The sequence below is a fragment of the Polynucleobacter sp. AP-Ainpum-60-G11 genome, assembly GCF_018688375.1.
Lineage (GTDB): Bacteria > Pseudomonadota > Gammaproteobacteria > Burkholderiales > Burkholderiaceae > Polynucleobacter.
In genome coordinates this window covers 200,858-221,810 of sequence record NZ_CP061318.1, presented here as the reverse complement: position 1 = coordinate 221,810, position 20,953 = coordinate 200,858, and the positions used below count along the sequence as shown (strand labels likewise).

Below are 20,953 nucleotides of genomic sequence, written 5' to 3'. Positions count from 1 at the left end.
TACTAATTTTGAATTCTTAGATAAATACTTTGTTTCTTATGTGTCTATTTCTTTGCAATACATTGCTTCACTGTTTTAGCAATCTGATCGACCGTTAAGCCAAAGTATTCATAGAGTACAGGTGCTGGAGCTGACTCACCAAAGGTATCAACGCCATGCACAGCTGCACAACCATACTTCCACCAGAAATCAGTCACACCTGCTTCAACAGCAATGCGCGGAACGTCAGCCGGCAATACTTTTGATTTGTAAGCAGCATCTTGTTGATCGAACACGGTAGTTGATGGAATTGAAACCACGCGAATTCCAAAACCCTCACCCTCTAATCGCTCTGCAGTTTGGAGCGCCAAAGCAATCTCAGATCCCGTGGCAATAATCACTGCATCGATTTTGGATTTCTTAGGATCACGCAAAACATATCCACCACGGGCAATATCTTTTACTTGCTGGTTATTGCGCGATACAAATGGACAGTTTTGACGACTAAAGATGAGCGCGCTTGGTCCATGCTTGCGCTCAATCGCGGAACCCCATGCAATCGCACTCTCAGTGGTGTCGCATGGACGCCAAACCATCAAATTCGGAATGAGGCGCAAGCTCGCTACATGCTCAACAGACTGGTGAGTTGGACCATCTTCACCCAAGCCAATCGAGTCATGCGTAAAGACAAAGATGCTACGTAACTTCATCAATGCAGCCATGCGCAATGCGTTGCGGCTGTAATCAGAGAAAGTTAAGAATGTTCCGCCAAATGGAATATAGCCACCATGCAAAGCGATACCGTTCATGATGGCGCTCATACCAAATTCGCGCACACCGTAATTAATGTGATTGCCCCACTGGTCACCACGTACAGCCTTACATGAAGACCAGTTCGTTAAGTTGGAGCCTGTTAAGTCAGCAGAGCCGCCCATAAATTCTGGTAAGGCTGGTGCCAACGCTTCGATGGCATTTTGACTTGCCTTGCGAGTAGCAATAGTTTCTGCTTTGGTTTCGCAAGTTTTTAAATAAGCATCTAAAGTTTTAGAGAAATCTTTAGATAAGTCGCCTTGCATGCGACGCTGTAATTCAGAAGCCAGTTCTGGGTATTTATTTTTGTACGCTTGGAATTCTTTATTCCATTCATGCTCAGCAGCTTGACCACGTTTCTTAAAATCCCAGGCTTCATAAATATCATTTGGAATTTCGAACGGGGCATATGGCCAGTTCAGTGCAACACGAGTTGCAGCAATTTCAGTTGCGCCCAACGGGGAACCATGCACCTTGTCGCTACCAGCCATATTAGGCGAGCCTTGACCAATCGCCGTCTTGCAACAAATCAATGTTGGCTTGTCACTCTTCTTCGCTTTAGCGATTGCGCCAGACACGGCCTCTGCATCATGGCCATCAACATCACGAATCACATTCCAACCATATGCCTCAAAACGCTTTGGCGTATCTTCGTTAAACCAAGAAACTACTTTGCCATCAATGGAGATGCCGTTGTCATCCCATAGTGCAATCAATTTATTGAGTTTGAGTGTGCCAGCCAATGAACACACTTCATGACTAATACCTTCCATCAAACAACCATCACCTAAAAATACATAGGTGTAGTGATCAACAATATCGTGACCTGGGCGATTAAATTCTTGCGCTAATAATTTTTCAGCAACCGCCATACCCACTGCGTTTGAAATTCCCTGACCCAATGGGCCGGTTGTTGTTTCTACTCCAGGAGTAATTCCATATTCAGGATGTCCCGCGGTTTTGCTATGTAACTGACGGAAGTTTTTCAACTCGCTCATTGGTAAGTCGTAGCCAGTCAGATGCAATAAGGAATACAACAACATCGAGCCGTGACCATTTGATAAAACAAAACGATCACGATTCATCCAATGTGGATCTGTTGGGTTATGTTGCAAATGCTCATTCCAAAGACCAACTGCAATATCAGCCATACCCATTGGCATTCCAGGGTGACCGGAATTGGCTTGTTGGACTGCATCCATGGATAAAGCACGAATGGCATTAGCCATACGAATTTGAAGGTTTGACATCGTAAATTGGGTCTCTAGGAAATTAATTAGCTATATTTCAGTAATGCCTCAATTTTATCTTCCCGGCCCATGGGAAACCCAAAAGCCAAATACCCTCACCCCTGAGCTCGCACATCACCTGCGCGTCCGCCGTATCCAAGTCGGTGAATTCTTCCCCATCTTTGATGGAAAAGGCCAGATTGCCAAGGCTAAGCTACTTTCCTTGAGCAATAAATCTGGGGAAGCAGAGTTGAGTGATATTCGCCAAGATACCCATCGAGAGAGCCCCTACGCCATTACTTTGGTACAAGGTCTGGCTGGTGGCGACAAGATGGATTGGGTTGTTGAGAAGGCCATAGAGACCGGCGCTCAAGTGATTGCACCCCTCCAGTGCGAGCGCTCAGTGATTAAATTGACGCGCTCTAGCGATGCCGAGCGGGCGCAAAAACGCCTCCTCCACTGGGAGGGCATTGTTCAGGCGGCATGCGAACAATGTGATCGCACAGTTTTAGCTTCAGTAGAGCCCATTCAAAGTTTTGAAAGTTATCTACAAAAGCCACAAAAAGCCAAACTTAAGCTACTTTTAAGCCCAGATACTGACAAAAGCTTGTATTCGGTACTCATTGAAAGTCCGCCGCAGGATGTGATTTTGATGATTGGGCCTGAAGGTGGGCATTCTCCAGAAGAAGAGGCTCAAGCTCAAGCCTCTGGATATCAGATTGTTTCTCTAGGTGACCGGGTATTGCGAACTGAGACTGCTGGAATTGTGGCAATCACAGCCGTTCATAGCATTTGGGATTCAGAAATGCAAAATCGCCTCAAATAGAGGCGATTTATGCTGGGCTCTTATTTACTACTTAGCTAGTAAATGGGCAGAAATTAAGCAAAAGAATAGAACACGCGATATGGTGTGCGACGCTCAGACCAGAAGTCCACAGCATCACGGAACACATCTAACAGGGTCTCGCGAGCTTCTTTGTCAAACTTCTGAGTACAAGGCAAACCTTCGAGCACCACTACGAAACCGGGTTGCGGGCCAGACTTATCAACAGTAGTCGTCAAGGCATCGAGCAAAGGATCAAAATTCTTCGCTTGTTGCTTAGTAAATGTGTATGCAATCGCAATCGCTTCCAATACTTCGCCTTTAGTCATGGCATTTGCACAATTAGCGTAAATGAAATGTTGACCAAGCTCTGTAGCTGCTTCCTGGAGGTCAGGAGTGCGGAAAGCACGAATGGATTGCACGATATTAGGGCGCACACTGCGCAACATTGCCGGCGGTCCGGCATCGCGAACGGCCAAAGCGGCACGCCAAGAAGCTGTCACTTTTTTCCCCGAAACTTGATTTGCTGCATAGGTTTGTAAACGAGATAAACCACCCTCGGCGTAGATGTTGGCAGCGGATGACTCGGTTTCAAGTCGATCGTTGCTATCCCAACTTTCAGCTCGACTGTGTTCGTCGAACCCTACTGTAGTGCCGTTTTCAGAGCGATTATTCATGATGGGTGCTAGGTTACCCCTAACACGCCATCAAATCAAGCCCAATTACAGTGCATTTTATATAAACCATTGATTTATATAATAATTATTTATGTTAGTTATTACTAACTAACATAAATAAAAGTCTGCTATGAAGCCTTAAGCTACACCCCTAGCATTACTTGCTGCCTCAACTACCGCCAAAGTGGTGACATTCACGATGCGGCGCACAGTAGCTGATGGCGTCAGAATATGAATTGGCTTAGCGGCGCCCAGGAGTAATGGTCCGATTGCAATACCGTTACCAGCTGCTGTCTTTAGCAAGTTGTAAGAAATGTTTGCGGCATCAATATTTGGCAGCACCAACAAATTGGCATCGCCTTTTAAAGGTGATGAAGTAACGGCGCTTGCACGAATAGTTTCATCCAAAGCGCTATCGCCATGCATTTCACCATCCACCTCAAGGGTAGGATCTGCTTTTTGAATCAAAGCCAACACGTCACGCATCTTGATTGCGGATGGTGCACTGCTTGAACCAAAATTAGAATGCGACAAGAGCGCAACCTTAGGTGCTAAACCTAATTTCCGCATTTCACTTGCAGCCATCAAAGTCAATTCAGCCAATTGCTCCGCAGTTGGATCAATGTTGACATGGGTATCTACCAAGAACACTTGCCGACCTGGCAATATCAAACCAGACATGGCGCCATAGACATTGGCACCCGGCTCTTGACCCACCACCTCATCGATGTATTTCAAATGGGTTGCTAAGTTGCCAACAGTTCCACAAATCATGCCATCTGCCATGCCCTTAGTAATCATCACTGAACCAATTAAGCTGTTGCGACGACGCATTTCTAATTTTGCAAATGATTCGGTGACACCCTTACGTTCAGTCAAGCCTAAATAGGTTTGCCAGAAATCCCGATAGCGAGGATCATTCTCTGGATTGACGATTTCAAAATCATCACCAGCCTTAATGCGCAATCCAAATTTGCCAATTCGGTGCTCAATTACTGCGGGGCGACCAATCAGAATCGGGGTGGCTAAATGCTCATCGATAATGATTTGTACTGCACGCAATACACGCTCATCTTCACCTTCAGCAAACACAATACGTTTTTGTGCAGCAGGCACACGTTTAGCAATGCTAAATAGTGGCTTCATCAAAGTGCCAGAGTGATACACAAATTGCTGCAACTGATTACGGTAAGCGTCAAAGTCTTTAATCGGACGTTGAGCAACACCATCATCCATTGCAGCCTTAGCAACCGCAGGTGCAATGACCGTAATGAGACGTGGGTCAAATGGCTTCGGAATCAAATATTCTGGACCAAAAGACAAGTTCTCAATCCCGTACACAGAGGTCACCACTTCGCTCTGTTCAGCTTGCGCCAACTCCGCTACAGCCTTGACTGCCGCGACTTCCATGCCACGCGTAATAGTAGTTGCACCAACATCTAATGCACCGCGGAAGATGAATGGAAAGCACAATACGTTGTTCACTTGATTTGGGTAATCAGTACGGCCAGTTGCCATTACCGCATCAGGGCGAACTTCCTTTACTTCTTCAGGAAGAATTTCTGGTGTTGGATTTGCCAAAGCAAAGACCAATGGCTTGGGCGCCATCTTCTTAACCATGTCCTGCTTCAACACACCGCCAGCAGAAAGACCCAAGAAAATATCAGCACCTTCAATTGCTTGATCCAACGTGCGTAACTCTGTCTCCTGACAGAACGGCTCCTTCTCAGGATCCATTAACTCTTTACGACCTTTATAAGCCACACCAGCTAAGTCGGTAACCCAAATATTTTTACGCGGGATCCCAAGGTCAACTAATAGATCTAAACAAGCCAATGCAGCAGCGCCAGCACCAGATGTGACCAACTTCACGTCAGCAACATCTTTACCAACGACTTTCAAGCCATTCAGAATTGCGGCAGCAACCACAATCGCAGTTCCATGTTGATCATCGTGAAAGACCGGAATCTTCATGCGCGCTTGTAACTTACGCTCGACTACAAAACAATCGGGCGCCTTAATATCTTCTAGATTGATACCGCCAAAAGTGGGCTCAAGCGCGGCAATGATCTCAACCAATTTATCTGGGTCGTTTTCATTGACCTCAATATCGAATACATCGATGCCAGCAAATTTCTTAAAGAGAACCGCTTTACCCTCCATCACCGGCTTACTTGCCAATGGCCCAATATTTCCCAAGCCTAAAACAGCGGTGCCGTTGGTAATTACGCCAACTAAATTGCCACGCGCTGTGTACTTGAATGCATTTGCAGGATCCTTAACAATCTCTTCGCAAGGGGCAGCTACACCAGGTGTATATGCAAGCGCTAAGTCTCGCTGATTTGTGAGTTGCTTTGTAGGGGCAATCTCTATTTTTCCTGGGGTCGGAAACTCGTGATAGTGGAGAGCGGCTGCTCTTAAATCCGCTATTTGCTGTTCTTTGCTGCTATTGCTTGGTTTACTCATCAGTTCACTCATCAATCGGACGTATTCAAGTTTCTAATTCTATTCCTCTCGGATGAAAGAGTCCCAAGGGCCATAAAATGGGGCATGCAATCTCAAACATCCCCACTTGGTGAATTTGACCTGATTCAGCGTTTCTTCAAAACGCAGTCAGAACTCATGCTTGCCAAGAACACAAGCTCGGTGAAGCTAGGAATTGGTGATGACTGCGCCCTACTCAAAATTGACCCCACTGAAGAAATTGCAATCACCAGCGACATGCTGGTCTCTGGCAGGCACTTTTTTCCAGACGCCAATCCAGAGTGGCTCGGCTGGAAAGCCCTAGCAGTCAACCTCTCAGACCTAGCAGCCATGGGCGCCAAGCCTTTGGGCTTTACCCTGGCACTCGCATTGCCAGATCCTAATCCAAGCTGGCTAGAGGCCTTTAGTAGAGGCTTATTTGCCATAGCAAATGAATATGACTGCCCACTGATCGGTGGTGACACCACTGCTGGCCCACTCAATATTTGCATCACCGCCTTTGGCAGTATTCCGAAAGACAAAGCCATTCGCAGATCGGGGGCATCGGAAGGTGATGACATTTGGGTTTCAGGAACCGTTGGGGACGCAAGACTTAATCTTGCTGCACTGCGTCATGAAATTGAATTGTCGAAAGAAGATTTAGCAAGCATTGAGGCACACATGCATCAACCTACCCCCAGGCTGAATTTAGGTCTTGCCTTGAGAGAGGTTGCTAATTCCGCTCTAGATATCTCCGATGGTCTTTTAGGCGATCTGAGGCACATCCTCAAACAGTCAAACAAAGATGCGGAAGTCTTCTTAGATAAGATTCCAAAATCTGCCACATTGCGCAAACAAACTCTGGCAATTCAAAATCAATATGCTGCGAATGGTGGAGACGATTACGAGCTGTGCTTTACCGCCCCAAGTGGTAAACGGGATGTCATTACCAAAATAAGTGCAGACCTCAATCTTCCACTCACTCAAATTGGTAGCATCAAATCCATGCAAGACTCAGCACCTGAGATACACATCATTGATAACGATGGAAAAGAATTAAATTCTCAGCAAGCAGCTTCACTGCTGAAATCTTTTGATCACTTCGCATGAATACCCAAGCTAATACGACAAACTCCTCCATCCTTACACCTAGTTTCAAGTGGGTATTTAGTAAACCTAGTCGCGCCCTGGCATTCGGTATGGGTAGTGGTTTGGCGCCATTCGCCCCCGGCACCGCAGGAACACTGTGGGCTTGGGCCGCATTCCTGGTGGGCGAGTATTTTCTATCTACCGAAGCATGGTTATGGGTCATCGGAATTGGAATACTGCTGGGCTGCTGGATCTGCGGACAAGTCAGCGAAGAGTTGGGCAAAAAAGATTTTGGCGGAATCGTGTGGGATGAGATTGTTGCCTTCTGGCTCGTATTGATTTTCATCATGCCTGCAAACTTATGGGTACAAATTTTGGCGTTTGCACTATTCCGATTTTTTGATGCCGTGAAACCGGGTCCGATTGGAATGATTGATCGACACTTTAAACATTTAGAAGGTGGCGATAGCTCCTCTCCATCAAGTGTTGGCTTAATACTGTGGCGCGGCTTCGGAATCATTGCCGACGATTTGGCTGCAGCATTTTTCACGCTATTTACTATTGCGCTTTTACATATTGGATTGAGCTACATCTCATGAAAAATAATAATGATCCTCAGCATGAAATATCGAGAGCTGTTGCGCTGACTTTAATAAACCGAGGCTGGAAAATTGCTCTGGCTGAATCCTGTACTGGCGGTCTTGTCTGCGCAACCCTGACGGATTTGGCAGGTTCCAGTGATTGGCTTGATCGAGGCTACATCACCTATAGCAATGCCGCAAAATCTGAATGCTTAGATGTTCCAGTAGAAGCACTTGAATCTTTTGGAGCAGTCAGCGAGCAAGTTGCTAAAGCCATGGCTGAGGGGGCGCTCCGCAACTCAAATGTCAACGCCGCAATCTCTATTACCGGCATCGCTGGACCAACAGGTGGTTCACCTGAAAAACCAGTTGGCACGGTCTGCTTTGGCTGGGCAATTAAAGAGAGCATTGGAATTGATGTCATCAATACCGTCACGTTGACTAAACATTTCAATGGTGATCGTCAAATCGTACGGGAACAAGCGCGTGATTTTGCGATCTCTCAATTTCTGGAATTGCTTAAACCTAAAAACGCCTAATAAGCCAGTACTACAGAATTAGCGTGAGCTTAGCCAGCCCTTGTGGCGGAAGTAGCCCAGAGGGATCATCGCGGAAATCACCATAGAGATAATCGCAACTGGATAACCCCAAGTCTGTTCTAACTCTGGCATGTAGCGGAAGTTCATACCCCAGACACTCGCCAATAAAGTAGGCGGCATTAAGGCAACAGATACCACCGAGAAGATCTTGATGATCTTACTTTGGTTCAAATTAATAAAACCGACTGTCGCATCCATCAAGAAGTTAATCTTATCGAACAAGAACGCGGTATGGTTTTCTAGTGAATCAATATCTCGCAAAATCTGACGCGCTTCTTCTTGCTGCTCATCAGACAATAATTTGCTGCGCATTAAAAAAGATAATGCACGGCGGGTATCCATCACATTGCGACGAATACGTCCGTTCGTATCCTCTTCCTTAGCAATTGTTTCAAGCACTTCTTCTGCATCGTGATCAGTGATGTCGTCTTGCAGCACACGCTTACCTGCTTGCTCGAGATTTTCATAAACCTCTTCCAAAGCATCAGCGGAATATTCAGCATCGGTGGAGTACAAGTCGAGCAAAACATCTTTTGCATTACTTACTGAGCCTGGACGCAAACGGGCACGCAATCGAACCAAACGGAATACCGGCAAATCTTCATCATGAATCGAAAACAAGACTTGCTTGGTCATCACGAAAGCGACTCGCACGTTACGAGAAGTTTCTTCTTCATCCAGCAGGAAATCGGTGCGAATATGGAGATGGCCGTCATCAGCCTCGAAATAACGCGCAGAAGCTTCTAAGTCACCCAAATCATCTAATTCAGGCAAAAGAACGCCAAAAGCCTCTTTAATCCACAGGAGCTCTTCCTCTTCAGGGTCAACTACGTCGATCCAGATAGGGTTGGAGTATTGCAACAATTCATTGCGATCTTCCACTTGCTCTTGAGAGAGGCGGCCATTTTGCAGGACGAACAAGTTGATCATGGTGAACTCCTAAGGAATGGTCGCTAGTTTATCCTATAGAACATGACAGTTTCACTAAAATAAGCTTAATTCCAATGAACTCCAGCCCAAATACCTTTACCCAACAACTCCAGTCTGCATGGGCTTCCCAAGGCAGCATGTTGTGTGTGGGCTTTGATCCAGATCCAAAGCGCTTACCCGCCGTATTTCAGGGTAAGCCTGAGGGGATTTTTGAGTTCTGCCGCGAGATCGCTGACGCTACTGCGGATACCGTCTGCTCCTTTAAGCCCCAGTTCGCCTACTTTGCCTCCCAAAGAGCCGAAGCCCAACTAGAAAAACTGACTCACTACCTTAAAGATAAATACCCCCTCATCCCTGTCATTCTTGATTCCAAGCGTGGTGATATCGGCAGCACTGCCGACCACTATGCCCTAGAGGCTTTTGAACGTTATGGTGCGGATGCCGTTACCGTGAACCCTTACATGGGCTTTGACACGATCGAGCCTTACCTAAAGCATGCTGGCAAGGGCGTGATTGTTTTATGTCGCACCTCAAATCCAGGAGGCTCTGACCTTCAGTTCTTGAATGTGGCCCCCAATAGTGAACCACTCTACTTGCATGTTGCCAAGCTGGCCGCGCAGAAATGGAATAGCTCCGGTCAAATTAGCCTCGTAGTTGGCGCAACCTTCCCCGAAGAAATTGCCAAAGTACGTGCGATTGTGGGCGAGATGCCTTTGCTCATCCCAGGTATTGGTGCTCAAGGTGGCGATATCGATGCCACTGTGAAGGCTGGCGGCATCCCGAATAAACCAGGTACCGGCATGATGATTAACTCTTCGAGAGCAATCTTGTACGCGAGCTCAGGCAATGATTTTGCTGAGGCAGCTAGAAAAGTAGCAATCACTACTAGAGATGCATTAAGAGCTGTAGCCAACCAATAAAAACAAGTAGGGTCGAGCTACAGCAGATTTAACGAGCCTTTAGTTTTGGAGTGGGTGTCAAGGCCACTCTATCCATATTTTCTAAAATAAAGTCTTGCCGGGTAGGGAAGTGAATATTGGCCTTGCGACAGTATTGCGCTTTATCAAAACACTTTGGTGCTGGCAATGCAGAAGCTAAAGCTGCAGACTGCTCTCGATCAAGCAGTGAGGGCTTAATGCCATAGTAATGTTGAGAGGCAGCACCAATTCCGAAGATGCCCTCGCCCCACTCTACTGAGTTCAGATAAATCTCAAACAAACGCTGCTTAGATAGCATTGCCTCAAGTAGGCCCGTAATAATTAACTCCTGCGCTTTGCGAAAATAATTCTGCTCGGAAGAGAGAAAAAGATTCTTCGCTAGTTGTTGCGTAATTGTGGAGCCACCCCGTAAAGCGGTTTTAGATTTACTGCTCTGTTGATTAAGTTGTGAGTTTTTAGTCCAAGCTTTTTTCATATCTTCGACCCGCACACCCATATGCTGAAAAAAGATGTCATCTTCACTCACCAAGACTGCACGCTTAAGATTGCCGGAGATTTTTTCGTAAGGAACCCAAGATGAATGCACCGGGCAAGACCATGACAGACCGCAAAGACGCCAGCGTTCCGCCCTCTGAAAAGCAGTACTGCTTGGATCCAGCGCCGCCCACAAGCCAACCTGAATAACAAAGTAGATTTGCATAGCGATAAAACCACCCAGCAAACATTTCAGAAGGTAAGAAAGCCAGCGCATCGAAGCTCAGCTAGAAACTAGGAAGTGCGAAGTTCTGCCAATACAGCGCGAGGATCAATCGCATTGGCAAGCTCAGAACCACGCCAAATTAAGAAAGCATCCGCAGCTTGCTCTACTAGCATGCCCAAGCCATCACTGACCCGTGCGCCGCGATGCAATGCCTGCTGCATAAAGGCGGTTGCTTTACCGTACACCATATCGTAGGCGAAAGATTTTGGAATAAAAATATTGCTGGCTGCCGCATCGCTAATTGGTGATGCATCGGATAGGCCAGCAGCAGTGGCATTAATGACGAGATCAAAAGGAGCTAAGGTCTTACTAGCATCCTCAAGATCACTTAGAGAAACCGCTTGTAGTGCAACATCCAGTGAGCTAGCCAAGCTAGCAAACAAGTGGGCCAATTCATCGGCTTTAGCATTCGATCGATTGGCAATAATTAATTCTTTGGGTAATTGCTCCAGTAGGGGGCCAAGTACTCCACGAGAAGCGCCACCCGCTCCCAGCAATAAAATTCGGGAACCTTGAATCTGAATGCCCTGCGCTAATAGGTCCCTGACTAAACCAGCACCATCGGTGTTGTCACCAAAGATTTTTCCATCTTCAATAAGTAGAGTATTTACAGCGCCAGCCAGCTGTGCACGCGGCGTTAATACATCTGCAAGCGCCTGGGCGTCCAACTTAAATGGAACAGTTACATTCATCCCTTTGCCGCCAGCAGCAAAGAAGGCTTGTGCAGCAGTTTTGAATTGATCAAGTGCAGGCTGCAAGCGACCGTAGTGCATTTTTTGATTTGACTGCTCAGCAAACCGCTTATGGATGGCAGGTGATTTACTGTGTGAGATTGGATTACCTGCGACCGCATAAATATCAACCCCAGGAAATTGGGTGGGATCGATATGCAACTCGGCGGATGTGGCTTGACTCATAGTGACTACAGGATAAGCGAAATTGAGTGCTGTCTGCTAGATTAAGGACGCAGATCTAAGCGATCAGATCCATCTCGTGCGAAATCAAAAGTGGAGACCCAATCCAAGATATCAATTTGATTGCGCATTTCTACAGGGAAAACTCCAAAGGGAGCGGAAGCACGAACAATCGCTAGGGCCTGGCGATCTAACTCGGGATTGCCAGAACTTCGCCCAATGCTCAAACCATCTTTACCTTGTGCATTATTGGCAATACGCCCTTGGGCATCGACACTCACAACAATCACCAAGCTGCCATACAAAGGCCGACCATTAGCTCGCGGAAAAAAAGTGCTTCCATAAGCCTCAATCTTTTGACGCATGGCATCGTAATACTGCGCAAATACAACTGCCTTAGTGCTCGCTCCAGTCAAAACCTTACGACGAGGCTCGCGCCCATGGACCTGCAAACGTTTCGCTAACTCAGCCTCTAAAGAGTTCAGCTGCGACGTGGCTTTTTTCTCATCACCACTTTTACGACCACCTGCTAGAGCGCGTTCTGCTTCGAGCTTAGCTAGCATTTGTTTTTGCTGCTTCTCTAAAACTTCTAGGCGGGCATCTGCACCAAGCCTTGCCCGGTGCAATGCACTTGCATCTTGATTGGATGTATTGCCACCCCCTTGCAAATCTGCCTGAGCCAATTTATTTGCCTGCTTAGGCGCCACTTGATTACTAGCATTCACCAAAACAACGCTCAGCGGTGTGTTTAAACGGCGATTTTCTATTTCTCCAATGCCCCAGCGAAAGGATAGAAATATCAGGTGGGCCAAAATCGAGAGGCCCAAGGCATAGCCAAATGGGTAGCGGCGCCAACTACCATCTAAACGAGCAACTAACAAAGTCAACTTAGCTGAGGCTTGCATCACTCTCGGGAACTTCTGGAGCTTCTATATGAAGAACTCGAACTCCCGCAGTGAGTTGCAGAAGATCTACATCCGCAATACTCACTTCAGCTCTGGTCATACGCGGGTGAGTAGCCAACTCTGGGACTGGCAAATGCAATGGAACAGGCTCCACTCGAGACATACCTTCTTTGAGATGCCTCACAAAGACTTGCTTAGGAACTTCATCCTGAGCAACCCAGCGCAAGCACCAATATTTCTCAAGACGATCCTGGTATTCACCATAGGCTGAATAGCAGGCTTCAAAGTCAGCGGCAATACCCATCAGGGCAGCATCTCGAGGTGGAAATGGCGCTACCATTTTGGCGGTGATGCCATGCTTGGCTATGGCGATTAACTGCCACTGATTCACTAAATCTGAATAGCGACGCAATGGCGATGTACACCATGCGTAATACTCCAAACCTAATCCTTCATGAGGGCCAGGCGTCGTCTGCATACGTGTTCGCAAAGGGCCCCAGCCCTTTTGAGTTCGGAACAAACCAGGTATCCCATGTTCTGCCAGCAAGCGTCCTGAAGCACTGTTGCAATAAATCATCCACTCAGCAACGATGGTATCCAGGATTGAACCGCGCTGGCGCGGAGTAATGTCTACCCGCTGTGAACCATCCACTTCTTTGATTTGAAAATGAAAGTCTCTCGCTAAGGCATTGGGATCCAAGACCCCTAATTGTTCGGCGCGCAATCCGTTGGCTACACGCTGCTCCTGGCGGCCTGCATGCAATAACTTTGCTGCGGTCCACAACACACTGAGCTCTTGACGATAGGGATAGTTAGACAATTCATCAGCCAAACTTTCTTCCGTTACTAGATGCTCCAAATTCTCGAGCCGAAGATTAGATCCCATGGGAACCATCTCCGCACGCAACTGCAGCGTCTCTTTATCTACGACTCCAGCTGCATTGATATCTACATAAATCGATAAAGCTGGTCGAGCAGCACCCTCATCTAATGAGAACTGCGAAATCACTGTATCGGGCAACATCGTAATCTTGTCGCCAGGAAAATATACCGTAGACATACGCGTGCGTGCGACCTTATCTAAGGCATCATCCTTAGCGATCACCAAACCAGGCGCCGCGATATGAATACCAATACGATGCCCACCGCCTTCAAGCACAGTGACCGATAAAGCATCGTCAATTTCAGTAGTACCAGAATCATCAATTGAGAAGGCAGTCACTTCAGCTAAAGGTAACTCTGAAATAGCGGCATTTAATGCAGCTTGCTCAACCACCAAACTATGGTCATGTTCAGCACCCCGAGGGAAATGGGCTTTTAAGAACATGCCTTGGTGATATTGCAAAGGTGAATCAATGGCACCGCAGCGGATCATCAATTGGGCAGGCGATTCTCCTGATTCAGTACAAGCTGCAATCAGTGCTTTGTAGGCTGAGGTATTTTTATCCGGAGAAAAGAGAAGTTGATTTGCTTGAGATTTGAGTGTTTGCGGGAACACACCAGCCACCAACTCCTGTTGCCATGAAGCTTGCTGCTCTAATTCTTTTTGCTTGCGCTCGAGTGCAGCCAGACCAGCCTGTAACTGCTCCAGCGGCGCTCTTTGAAAACGTCCGCGCCCTTTGCGACGGAAAAATACCGGCGCACCTTGTAAGGCAATGGCTAATGCTGTCTTTTGCGGGATGCTGGCTTGTGCGCCAAAGTATTCTTGAGCAACATCCACCAAACCAAATTCTTCATCAGGCGCACAGTCCCATAAGAACTGCAGATCAATCTCTTTAGATAAAGTATTTGCCTCATCCATTAAGGCTTGGGGTTCTGGCTTTTCAAAACGTAGCCAAACTTCTTTGGTCTTGAGTTTGATCTTCTTCCCGGACAGGCTCGTCGCCTGCCAAGATTCAGCATCTCCAGCGCCCGAGGCAGACTGGACTGTGGCGACCTTGATGTCACCACCCTCTTCATATAAAAGATGCATGCTTAGAGAGAGATCCCGCCGCTGGCCTCAAGTGCAACGCCATTGACATAACTGGCTTCATCGCTCGCCAAGAATAAATACACGCTCGCCATTTCTTCTGGAGTACCTAAGCGTCCAAGCCAGCTACGGCTTTCAATATCCTTCAGAATATTTTCTGGCATAGCTTTGACCATCTCAGTAGCAATAAAGCCTGGGCATACTGCATTTACTCGAATACCTTTTGCACCTAATTCACGTGCCCAAGTTTTAGTAAAACCAATGACACCAAATTTCGTGGCAGAGTAATTTGTCTGACCAAAGTTTCCATAAATACCGACAACGCTTGAAGCATTGACGACAGCACCTTTGCCTGCCTCTAACATGTGTGGCACTACCAACTGTGTGCAGTTGAATACACCCTTCAAATTAACATCAATCACCGTATCAAATTGCGCTTCCGTCATTTTGACTAAGCGGGCATCTTGTGTGATGCCAGCATTGTTAATCAAGATATCAATACGTCCGTGACGCCGCATAATTTGATCAATAGCCGCTTCAACGCTTGCACGATCAGTCACGTTCACGACAAAGGCTTCCGAACCAGGAATGAGGTCAACAGCAGCCTTAACAGCGTCAGGGTTAACATCGGCAATCATGACTTTTGCACCTTCTTGCGCAAAACGTTTTGCAGTTGCAAAGCCAATGCCTTTCGCAGCGCCAGTGATGATGGCGACTTTATCTTTCAATCTCATAGTCATTGCTTTGCTTTCTCTTGTATTGCAGTCAATATTTTTTGGTGTACTCCACCAAAGCCGCCATTACTCATTACCAAAATATGGTCGCCAGGCTTTGCTTCTTTTGCCACGGCATCTACCAAAGCACTTAAATCATCAAAGGCTAAGGCACGATCTTTTTCTTTGGCATTTGATGGGGCTAAAACTTCGTTTAAATCCCAACCTAAAGAATCTTTACCAGCACTAGCGCCATAAGCAAAAATCTTATCGGCTGCCTCTAGGCTATTCGGTAGTTGCGCCTTCATCACGCCGAGCTTCATCGTATTAGACCGAGGCTCCAAGACTGCCAAAATTCGAGACTGCCCTACACGACGACGTAAGCCATCTACCGTAGTAATAATTGCTGTAGGGTGATGCGCAAAATCATCGTAGACCGTTATTTCATTTGCTACACCAATGGTTTCTAAGCGACGCTTTACATTCTTAAACTCCGCAAGTGCACGCGCTGCGTCAACCGGTGAAATGCCAATGTGATTAGCTGAGGCAATCGCCGCTAATGCATTGAGCTGATTATGTCGGCCCATGACGCCAGAGTCCGGAGCCCAGTTCACCATTGCAACTTCTTTGCCATCATGCAAAACAATAAAGCCATCTGCTGCTTGAGAAATTAAAGACCAGGCATTATTTTTATCTTGACCAAACTTTTCAATAGGCGCCCAAGCACCTCGTACGATGACTCTCTCTAAGGCAGGCTCTTCGCCATTAACCACAACAAGACCATTGCCTGGTACTGTGCGAACCAAATGATGAAACTGTGTTTCGATTGCAGCAAGATCAGCAAAAATATCGGCGTGATCAAACTCCAGATTATTTAATAGAGCTGTACGCGGACGATAGTGAACAAACTTACTGCGCTTATCAAAAAACGCCGTGTCATATTCATCTGCCTCGATAACAAAGTATTTACTCTCACCCATACGAGCCGATACCGTGAAATTCAATGGCACTCCACCAATTAAGTAACCTGGCTTGCAATCATTAAATTCCAAAATCCAAGCCAACATGGCAGAGGTGGTCGTTTTGCCGTGCGTACCAGCAACCGCCAATACATGCCTATCAAACAATACTTGCTCACCAAGCCACTGTGGTCCAGACGTATAAGGAAGGCCTTCATTAAGGATGGCCTCCATCAGCGGATTGCCACGAGAAACGACGTTGCCGATTACAAATAAATCCGGCATTGTCTCAAACTGTAATAATTGCTCGGGCGAGAATCCCTCGATGAGCTCAATGCCCTGCGCTTCAAGCTGAGTACTCATTGGTGGATACACGTTGGCATCACAGCCAGTTACGCGATGTCCGGCCTGCCGAGCGATTGCGGCAATGCCGCCCATGAAAGTACCGCAAATGCCCAAGATATGAATATGCATTGGGGAATTTTAGCTAAGGAGTTGTAATGAACCGAAGACAGTGGATTAGCATCATCGCAATTAGTCTTGCAGCACTCGTTGCGGGAGTCCTGACTTCGCAATGGATTTACAAAACAGGGCTCGCAAGCGACCCCGCTATCAAGGCCTTTTTTGCCAACCCATGGCAAACGCCCGATGGAAAATCAGCCGATACCGAGAAATGGCGAGGAAAAGTCCTTGTTGTGAACTTTTGGGCCTCTTGGTGCCCCCCTTGCGTCGAAGAAATGCCGGCTTTGGACAAATTACAAGCAGAATTTAAGACTCAAAATGTCTTATTTGTCGGCATTGGTATCGATTCACCCTCTAATATTCGTGAATTCCTTGAAAAAACCCCAGTTTCCTACCCTATCGTGATTGGTGGGCTAGAGGGTAGCAATCTATCTAAACAAATGGGGAACAGCCAAGGCGCTCTTCCGTACACCATCATCATTAATGCTCAAGGCAAGTCTACTAGCAGCAAATTAGGGAAGATAAGCGAAGAAGAGCTCAGAAAAGCTATTAAATCAGCTTTATAAGGATTTTTAAGAGCTATTCACCAATGATTATGTGGCCAAGTATTGGGTATTTCGCACCTGAATCTTGCAATATCTGCTCTTAAAATCATAAAAAATAGCTAATTTATCCCCCGTTTTTTGGGCTTACCGCTAGATTCTGGGGGTATACTTTGCCTGTACTTAGTGAGGTTAATTCTTCATGAGGTAAGCAGTTTTAGAGAAAAGCTGTATTTGCGTAATTAAACCTAACTGCCTCTAAAAATATCGATCTATGTCGAAAAATACTTCAATTCTTGTAATTCAGGGTCCTAACCTCAATCTGCTGGGCACTCGTGAGCCAGAGGTTTACGGTAAAACTACCCTAGAAGATATTCATACAAAGCTTGGCGCAATTGCCAAGACTCACTCAGTCGATCTATCCACCTTCCAAAGCAATCATGAAGGCGAGCTCATTGACCGAGTTCAAAAAGCTAAACAAGATGGCGTGGATTTCATCATCATTAATCCTGGTGCTTTTACCCATACCAGCGTTGCCTTACGCGATGCCTTGGCTGGAGTTGCCATACCGTTTACCGAAATACATCTGTCCAATATTCATCAGCGTGAAGAATTCCGCAAACACTCCTATTTATCAGACATCGCCACTGGCGTGATTTGCGGACTAGGGGCGATTGGATATGAACTGGCCTTACAAGCAGCAATCGCACGTTTATAAAAATAAAGATTAATTAAGAATTACAAGAGAGGAAGCCTTTCCATGGACTTGAGAAAACTAAAAACCCTAATCGACCTTGTTTCTGAATCAGGAATTTCTGAATTAGAAGTAAATGAAGGTGAAGATCGTGTTCGCATTGTGAATGCCGGATCTCCAGCTCCAGCTGGTCAAGTGGTTTACGCCAATCCAGCACCGGTTCAAGCAATGCAAGCTGCTCCCGTAGCCGCGCCTGCTGCCGCTCCAGCCGCCGAAGAAACGCCTGCTGAAACTGGTTTTGTAGCTCGCTCACCAATGGTCGGCACTTTCTATCGCGCACCAAATCCTGAGTCGCCAGACTTTGTCAAAGTTGGCGATACAGTCAAAGTGGGTCAAACACTGTGCATTATTGAAGCGATGAAGCTTCTCAATGAGATCGAATCTGAGCAAGCCGGTGTCATCAAGCAAATTCTGTGTGAAAACGGTCAAGGTGTTGAGTTTGATCAGCCGCTGTTCATCATCGCTTAATAGATCCCCCTTTAGATCTATTCCAATCCACCGTTACTTAACTCAGAGCCGACATGTTCGATAAGATTCTGATTGCCAATCGCGGAGAAATTGCTCTCCGTATCCAACGCGCATGTCGCGAGTTGGGAATTAAAACTGTGGTGGTCTATTCGACCGCAGACAAAGAAGCTAAATATGTGAAGCTTGCAGACGAAGCTGTCTGCATTGGGCCTGCCCCATCACCACTCAGCTACCTCAATATGCCTGCCATTATTTCAGCAGCGGAAGTAACTGATGCTGAAGCGATCCATCCAGGCTATGGCTTTCTCTCCGAGAATGCTGACTTTGCAGAGCGTGTAGAAAAATCAGGCTTTGCATTTATTGGACCTACTGCAGCTTCGATTCGCCTCATGGGCGATAAGGTTTCAGCTAAACGCGCCATGATTAAAGCAGGTGTACCTTGCGTTCCAGGATCTGAAGGTGCATTGCCAGACAATCCAAAGGAAATTATTACTACGGCAAAACGCGTTGGCTATCCAGTCATCATTAAAGCCGCAGGTGGTGGTGGTGGTCGTGGTATGCGCGTGGTACACACTGAAGCCGCCCTTCTGAATGCAGTCAATATGACCAAAGAAGAAGCTGGTCGCGCTTTTGGTAATCCAGAAGTCTATATGGAGAAGTTTCTTGAGAAACCTCGCCACGTAGAGATCCAGATTTTGGCCGACACCCATGGCAATGCCATTTGGTTGGGTGAGCGTGATTGCTCAATGCAACGTCGCCACCAAAAAGTGATCGAAGAGGCTCCGGCTCCCGGCATTGATCGCCGCTTAATCGCAAAGATCGGTGAACGCTGTGCAGAAGCTTGTAGAAAAATTGGTTACCGTGGTGCTGGTACTTTTGAATTCTTATACGAAGACGGGGAATTCTTCTTCATTGAAATGAACACCCGCGTTCAAGTAGAGCACCCAGTTACCGAAATGATTACTGGCGTGGATATTGTTCAGGAACAAATTCGCATTGCTGCTGGCTTAAAACTCAGTTATCGCCAGAAAGACATCGTTTTCCGTGGTCATGCCATTGAATGTCGTCTGAATGCGGAAGATCCATTCAAGTTCACACCAAGCCCAGGAAAGATTGGTTCATTCCATATGCCAGGCGGCCCTGGAATTCGTGTTGACTCACATGCCTATAGCGGTTATGTGGTGCCATCCAATTACGATTCGATGATCGGCAAGCTGATTTCTTATGGCAATACTCGCGAACAAGCGATTCGTCGTATGCAGATTGCGCTTTCTGAGATGGTGATTGATGGCATTACAACCAACGTACCTCTGCATCGTGAACTCATGCTCGATCCGAACTTCATGGAAGGCGGAACCAGCATTCACTATCTAGAGCATCGCCTCGAAGAGCAAGCTGCTAGTCGCGGCAACCCAAAGTCTTAGGTTAATTAATGCCCGTTTGGAGTCAGCATGTCCTATCGTGAACTCGTTTTCACGGTACCAGCAGAAATTGCCGAGCCTTTAGGTGATGCATTGCTGGAAGTGGGTGCACTCTCAGTCACTGTTGAAGACGATGCTGCGGGTGGCTATGATGAAAACCCACTTTATGGCGAACCAGGGCTCTCACCAGAGGTTCAAGCCTGGGACCGATCTTCTGTAACTGCCCTATTTAATCCAGAAATTGATGATTCTGATGCAGTGAATTTCATTCCAGAGTTACTTGCATCGCTTCAAGAAGCTGGATTTCATCTTCCAGCTCCGCAAGAAAAGATTGTTGAGGAACAAGACTGGGTTCGCTTAACGCAAAGTCAATTTGCCCCAATTCAAATTGGTGAGCGGATTTGGGTAGTACCCTCTTGGCATGAAGCGCCCACCGACCCTAATGCAATTTGCTTAGCAGTAGATCCGGGCCTCGCCTTTGGTACTGGCAGCCACCCTACTACACATCTTTGTTTGCTTTGGCTTGAACAAAATACGCAGCTAGCGAATCAAAGTTTGCTCGATTACGGTTGTGGATCCGGAATTCTGGCTATTGCCGCCGCGAAACTGGGTTGCAAACCCGTTGTGGGCACTGATATTGATCCGCAAGCCATGGTTGCAGCACGCAGTAATGCAGAAATCAACAAGACAATCATTCGTTTTGTTCTGCCCAATGAAAATGCGCCAGAACTCGCCGCAGAAACCAAATACGACATCGTGATGGCCAATATTTTGGCTAACCCACTACAAGTTTTAGCGCCTGCCCTGGTAAACAAGATGCGCCCCGGTGGAAAAATTGTGCTCTCGGGCGTGCTTGCGCGCCAAGCAGAAGAAGTTATTGCCACCTATAGCCAATGGTTAAGTCTCTCCGTTTGGAAAGAAAGTGAGGGCTGGGTCTGTTTGCGTGGCACGCTAGCTAAGCAGCTTGA

19 protein-coding genes and 1 pseudogene are annotated in these 20,953 nt (G+C 46.8%); 10 read left to right on the top strand and 10 right to left on the bottom strand.

Annotated features, from left to right (window positions below):
• Positions 1 to 44: 44 nt before the first annotated feature.
• On the bottom strand, positions 45 to 2,039 hold the full coding sequence (tkt, locus tag FD971_RS01180) for a transketolase (protein WP_251368649.1): 1,995 nt from the start codon (positions 2,037 to 2,039) through the stop codon (positions 45 to 47).
• 43 nt (positions 2,040 to 2,082) lie between these two features.
• Between tkt and FD971_RS01175 the strand changes: the two genes are divergently transcribed.
• The gene (locus tag FD971_RS01175) at positions 2,083 to 2,844 is read left to right on the top strand and encodes a 16S rRNA (uracil(1498)-N(3))-methyltransferase (RefSeq protein WP_215334287.1); all 762 of its coding nucleotides are present in this window, start codon (positions 2,083 to 2,085) and stop codon (positions 2,842 to 2,844) included.
• A gap of 53 nt (positions 2,845 to 2,897) precedes the next feature.
• Here the strand turns inward: FD971_RS01175 and FD971_RS01170 are convergent, their stop codons facing one another.
• Positions 2,898 to 3,518 (bottom strand): barstar family protein, encoded by a 621-nt coding sequence (locus FD971_RS01170; RefSeq protein WP_015420405.1) that lies wholly within the window; start codon positions 3,516 to 3,518, stop codon positions 2,898 to 2,900.
• Positions 3,519 to 3,656: 138 nt separating this feature from the next.
• Positions 3,657 to 5,996 carry an NADP-dependent malic enzyme gene (locus FD971_RS01165; protein ID WP_251368648.1) on the bottom strand — a complete coding sequence of 780 codons (2,340 nt, stop codon included), beginning with the start codon at positions 5,994 to 5,996 and terminating at the stop codon, positions 3,657 to 3,659.
• A 72-nt stretch (positions 5,997 to 6,068) separates the two neighbouring features.
• On the opposite strand from FD971_RS01165, the gene thiL reads away from it, so the two are divergent.
• From thiL to FD971_RS01150, 3 genes are read left to right on the top strand one after another with little or no spacing between them, the layout of a single operon-like run.
• Complete coding sequence (gene thiL, locus FD971_RS01160; protein WP_215334286.1) at positions 6,069 to 7,091, top strand: thiamine-phosphate kinase; 1,023 nt, start codon at positions 6,069 to 6,071, stop codon at positions 7,089 to 7,091.
• A complete protein-coding gene (locus tag FD971_RS01155) occupies positions 7,088 to 7,669 on the top strand; it encodes a phosphatidylglycerophosphatase A (protein ID WP_215334285.1) in 582 nt (193 codons plus the stop codon). Before thiL ends, FD971_RS01155 begins: the two co-directional genes overlap by 4 nt.
• Positions 7,666 to 8,190: a CinA family protein gene (locus FD971_RS01150; RefSeq protein ID WP_215334284.1), complete on the top strand. Its 525-nt coding sequence runs from the start codon at positions 7,666 to 7,668 to the stop codon at positions 8,188 to 8,190. Before FD971_RS01155 ends, FD971_RS01150 begins: the two co-directional genes overlap by 4 nt.
• An 18-nt stretch (positions 8,191 to 8,208) precedes the next feature.
• On the opposite strand, the gene corA is transcribed toward FD971_RS01150, so the two are convergent.
• Positions 8,209 to 9,180 carry a magnesium/cobalt transporter CorA gene (corA, locus tag FD971_RS01145; protein ID WP_046329509.1) on the bottom strand — a complete coding sequence of 324 codons (972 nt, stop codon included), beginning with the start codon at positions 9,178 to 9,180 and terminating at the stop codon, positions 8,209 to 8,211.
• A 74-nt stretch (positions 9,181 to 9,254) separates the two neighbouring features.
• Here corA and pyrF point away from each other — a divergent pair, with 74 nt between their 5' ends.
• Positions 9,255 to 10,100 carry an orotidine-5'-phosphate decarboxylase gene (pyrF, locus tag FD971_RS01140; protein WP_215334283.1) on the top strand — a complete coding sequence of 282 codons (846 nt, stop codon included), beginning with the start codon at positions 9,255 to 9,257 and terminating at the stop codon, positions 10,098 to 10,100.
• 28 nt (positions 10,101 to 10,128) lie between these two features.
• On the opposite strand, the gene mtgA is transcribed toward pyrF, so the two are convergent.
• The 6 genes from mtgA to mpl are packed head-to-tail and all read right to left on the bottom strand — an operon-like array spanning position 10,129 to position 16,812.
• Positions 10,129 to 10,869 (bottom strand): monofunctional biosynthetic peptidoglycan transglycosylase, encoded by a 741-nt coding sequence (gene mtgA / locus FD971_RS01135; RefSeq protein WP_215334282.1) that lies wholly within the window; start codon positions 10,867 to 10,869, stop codon positions 10,129 to 10,131.
• Between the two features lie 17 nt (positions 10,870 to 10,886).
• A complete protein-coding gene (gene aroE / locus FD971_RS01130) occupies positions 10,887 to 11,795 on the bottom strand; it encodes a shikimate dehydrogenase (protein WP_215334281.1) in 909 nt (302 codons plus the stop codon).
• A 41-nt stretch (positions 11,796 to 11,836) separates the two neighbouring features.
• The gene (locus tag FD971_RS01125; protein ID WP_215334280.1) at positions 11,837 to 12,697 is read right to left on the bottom strand and encodes an energy transducer TonB; all 861 of its coding nucleotides are present in this window, start codon (positions 12,695 to 12,697) and stop codon (positions 11,837 to 11,839) included.
• On the bottom strand, positions 12,681 to 14,669 hold the full coding sequence (locus FD971_RS01120) for a ribonuclease catalytic domain-containing protein (RefSeq protein WP_215334279.1): 1,989 nt from the start codon (positions 14,667 to 14,669) through the stop codon (positions 12,681 to 12,683). Before FD971_RS01120 ends, FD971_RS01125 begins: the two co-directional genes overlap by 17 nt.
• Before the next feature lie 2 nt (positions 14,670 to 14,671).
• Positions 14,672 to 15,400, bottom strand: a complete 729-nt coding sequence (gene fabG, locus FD971_RS01115; protein ID WP_215335086.1) for a 3-oxoacyl-ACP reductase FabG — start codon at positions 15,398 to 15,400, stop codon at positions 14,672 to 14,674.
• A 2-nt stretch (positions 15,401 to 15,402) separates the two neighbouring features.
• Entirely contained in the window at positions 15,403 to 16,812 is a 1,410-nt protein-coding gene (mpl, locus tag FD971_RS01110) for a UDP-N-acetylmuramate:L-alanyl-gamma-D-glutamyl-meso-diaminopimelate ligase (RefSeq protein ID WP_215334278.1), read from the bottom strand.
• 26 nt (positions 16,813 to 16,838) lie between these two features.
• Here mpl and FD971_RS01105 point away from each other — a divergent pair, with 26 nt between their 5' ends.
• The 5 genes and pseudogenes from FD971_RS01105 to prmA all read left to right on the top strand — a co-directional run.
• The gene (locus FD971_RS01105) at positions 16,839 to 17,366 is read left to right on the top strand and encodes a TlpA disulfide reductase family protein (RefSeq protein WP_215334277.1); all 528 of its coding nucleotides are present in this window, start codon (positions 16,839 to 16,841) and stop codon (positions 17,364 to 17,366) included.
• Between the two features lie 250 nt (positions 17,367 to 17,616).
• Positions 17,617 to 18,060, top strand: coding sequence for a type II 3-dehydroquinate dehydratase (gene aroQ, locus FD971_RS01100; RefSeq protein ID WP_215334276.1), 444 nt, complete (start codon positions 17,617 to 17,619; stop codon positions 18,058 to 18,060).
• A gap of 42 nt (positions 18,061 to 18,102) precedes the next feature.
• Positions 18,103 to 18,564: an acetyl-CoA carboxylase biotin carboxyl carrier protein gene (gene accB / locus FD971_RS01095; RefSeq protein WP_215334275.1), complete on the top strand. Its 462-nt coding sequence runs from the start codon at positions 18,103 to 18,105 to the stop codon at positions 18,562 to 18,564.
• Between the two features lie 53 nt (positions 18,565 to 18,617).
• Positions 18,618 to 19,988 (top strand): acetyl-CoA carboxylase biotin carboxylase subunit, encoded by a 1,371-nt coding sequence (gene accC / locus FD971_RS01090; RefSeq protein WP_215334274.1) that lies wholly within the window; start codon positions 18,618 to 18,620, stop codon positions 19,986 to 19,988.
• A 27-nt stretch (positions 19,989 to 20,015) separates the two neighbouring features.
• Positions 20,016 to 20,936, top strand: a pseudogene (prmA, locus tag FD971_RS09890) (50S ribosomal protein L11 methyltransferase); the annotation flags it as partial.
• Positions 20,937 to 20,953 lie beyond the last annotated feature (17 nt).

Bases quoted from the DNA above. Each gene is read 5' to 3' on its own strand.
- tkt (WP_251368649.1), bottom strand. From the start codon at position 2,039: ATGTCAAACCTTCAAATTCGTATGGCTAATGCCATTCGTGCTTTATCC.
- FD971_RS01175 (WP_215334287.1), top strand. From the start codon at position 2,083: ATGCCTCAATTTTATCTTCCCGGCCCATGGGAAACCCAAAAGCCAAAT.
- FD971_RS01170 (WP_015420405.1), bottom strand. From the start codon at position 3,518: ATGAATAATCGCTCTGAAAACGGCACTACAGTAGGGTTCGACGAACAC.
- FD971_RS01165 (WP_251368648.1), bottom strand. From the start codon at position 5,996: ATGAGTGAACTGATGAGTAAACCAAGCAATAGCAGCAAAGAACAGCAA.
- thiL (WP_215334286.1), top strand. From the start codon at position 6,069: ATGCAATCTCAAACATCCCCACTTGGTGAATTTGACCTGATTCAGCGT.
- FD971_RS01155 (WP_215334285.1), top strand. From the start codon at position 7,088: ATGAATACCCAAGCTAATACGACAAACTCCTCCATCCTTACACCTAGT.
- FD971_RS01150 (WP_215334284.1), top strand. From the start codon at position 7,666: ATGAAAAATAATAATGATCCTCAGCATGAAATATCGAGAGCTGTTGCG.
- corA (WP_046329509.1), bottom strand. From the start codon at position 9,180: ATGATCAACTTGTTCGTCCTGCAAAATGGCCGCCTCTCTCAAGAGCAA.
- pyrF (WP_215334283.1), top strand. From the start codon at position 9,255: ATGAACTCCAGCCCAAATACCTTTACCCAACAACTCCAGTCTGCATGG.
- mtgA (WP_215334282.1), bottom strand. From the start codon at position 10,869: ATGCGCTGGCTTTCTTACCTTCTGAAATGTTTGCTGGGTGGTTTTATC.
- aroE (WP_215334281.1), bottom strand. From the start codon at position 11,795: ATGAGTCAAGCCACATCCGCCGAGTTGCATATCGATCCCACCCAATTT.
- FD971_RS01125 (WP_215334280.1), bottom strand. From the start codon at position 12,697: ATGCAAGCCTCAGCTAAGTTGACTTTGTTAGTTGCTCGTTTAGATGGT.
- FD971_RS01120 (WP_215334279.1), bottom strand. From the start codon at position 14,669: ATGCATCTTTTATATGAAGAGGGTGGTGACATCAAGGTCGCCACAGTC.
- fabG (WP_215335086.1), bottom strand. From the start codon at position 15,400: ATGAGATTGAAAGATAAAGTCGCCATCATCACTGGCGCTGCGAAAGGC.
- mpl (WP_215334278.1), bottom strand. From the start codon at position 16,812: ATGCATATTCATATCTTGGGCATTTGCGGTACTTTCATGGGCGGCATT.
- FD971_RS01105 (WP_215334277.1), top strand. From the start codon at position 16,839: ATGAACCGAAGACAGTGGATTAGCATCATCGCAATTAGTCTTGCAGCA.
- aroQ (WP_215334276.1), top strand. From the start codon at position 17,617: ATGTCGAAAAATACTTCAATTCTTGTAATTCAGGGTCCTAACCTCAAT.
- accB (WP_215334275.1), top strand. From the start codon at position 18,103: ATGGACTTGAGAAAACTAAAAACCCTAATCGACCTTGTTTCTGAATCA.
- accC (WP_215334274.1), top strand. From the start codon at position 18,618: ATGTTCGATAAGATTCTGATTGCCAATCGCGGAGAAATTGCTCTCCGT.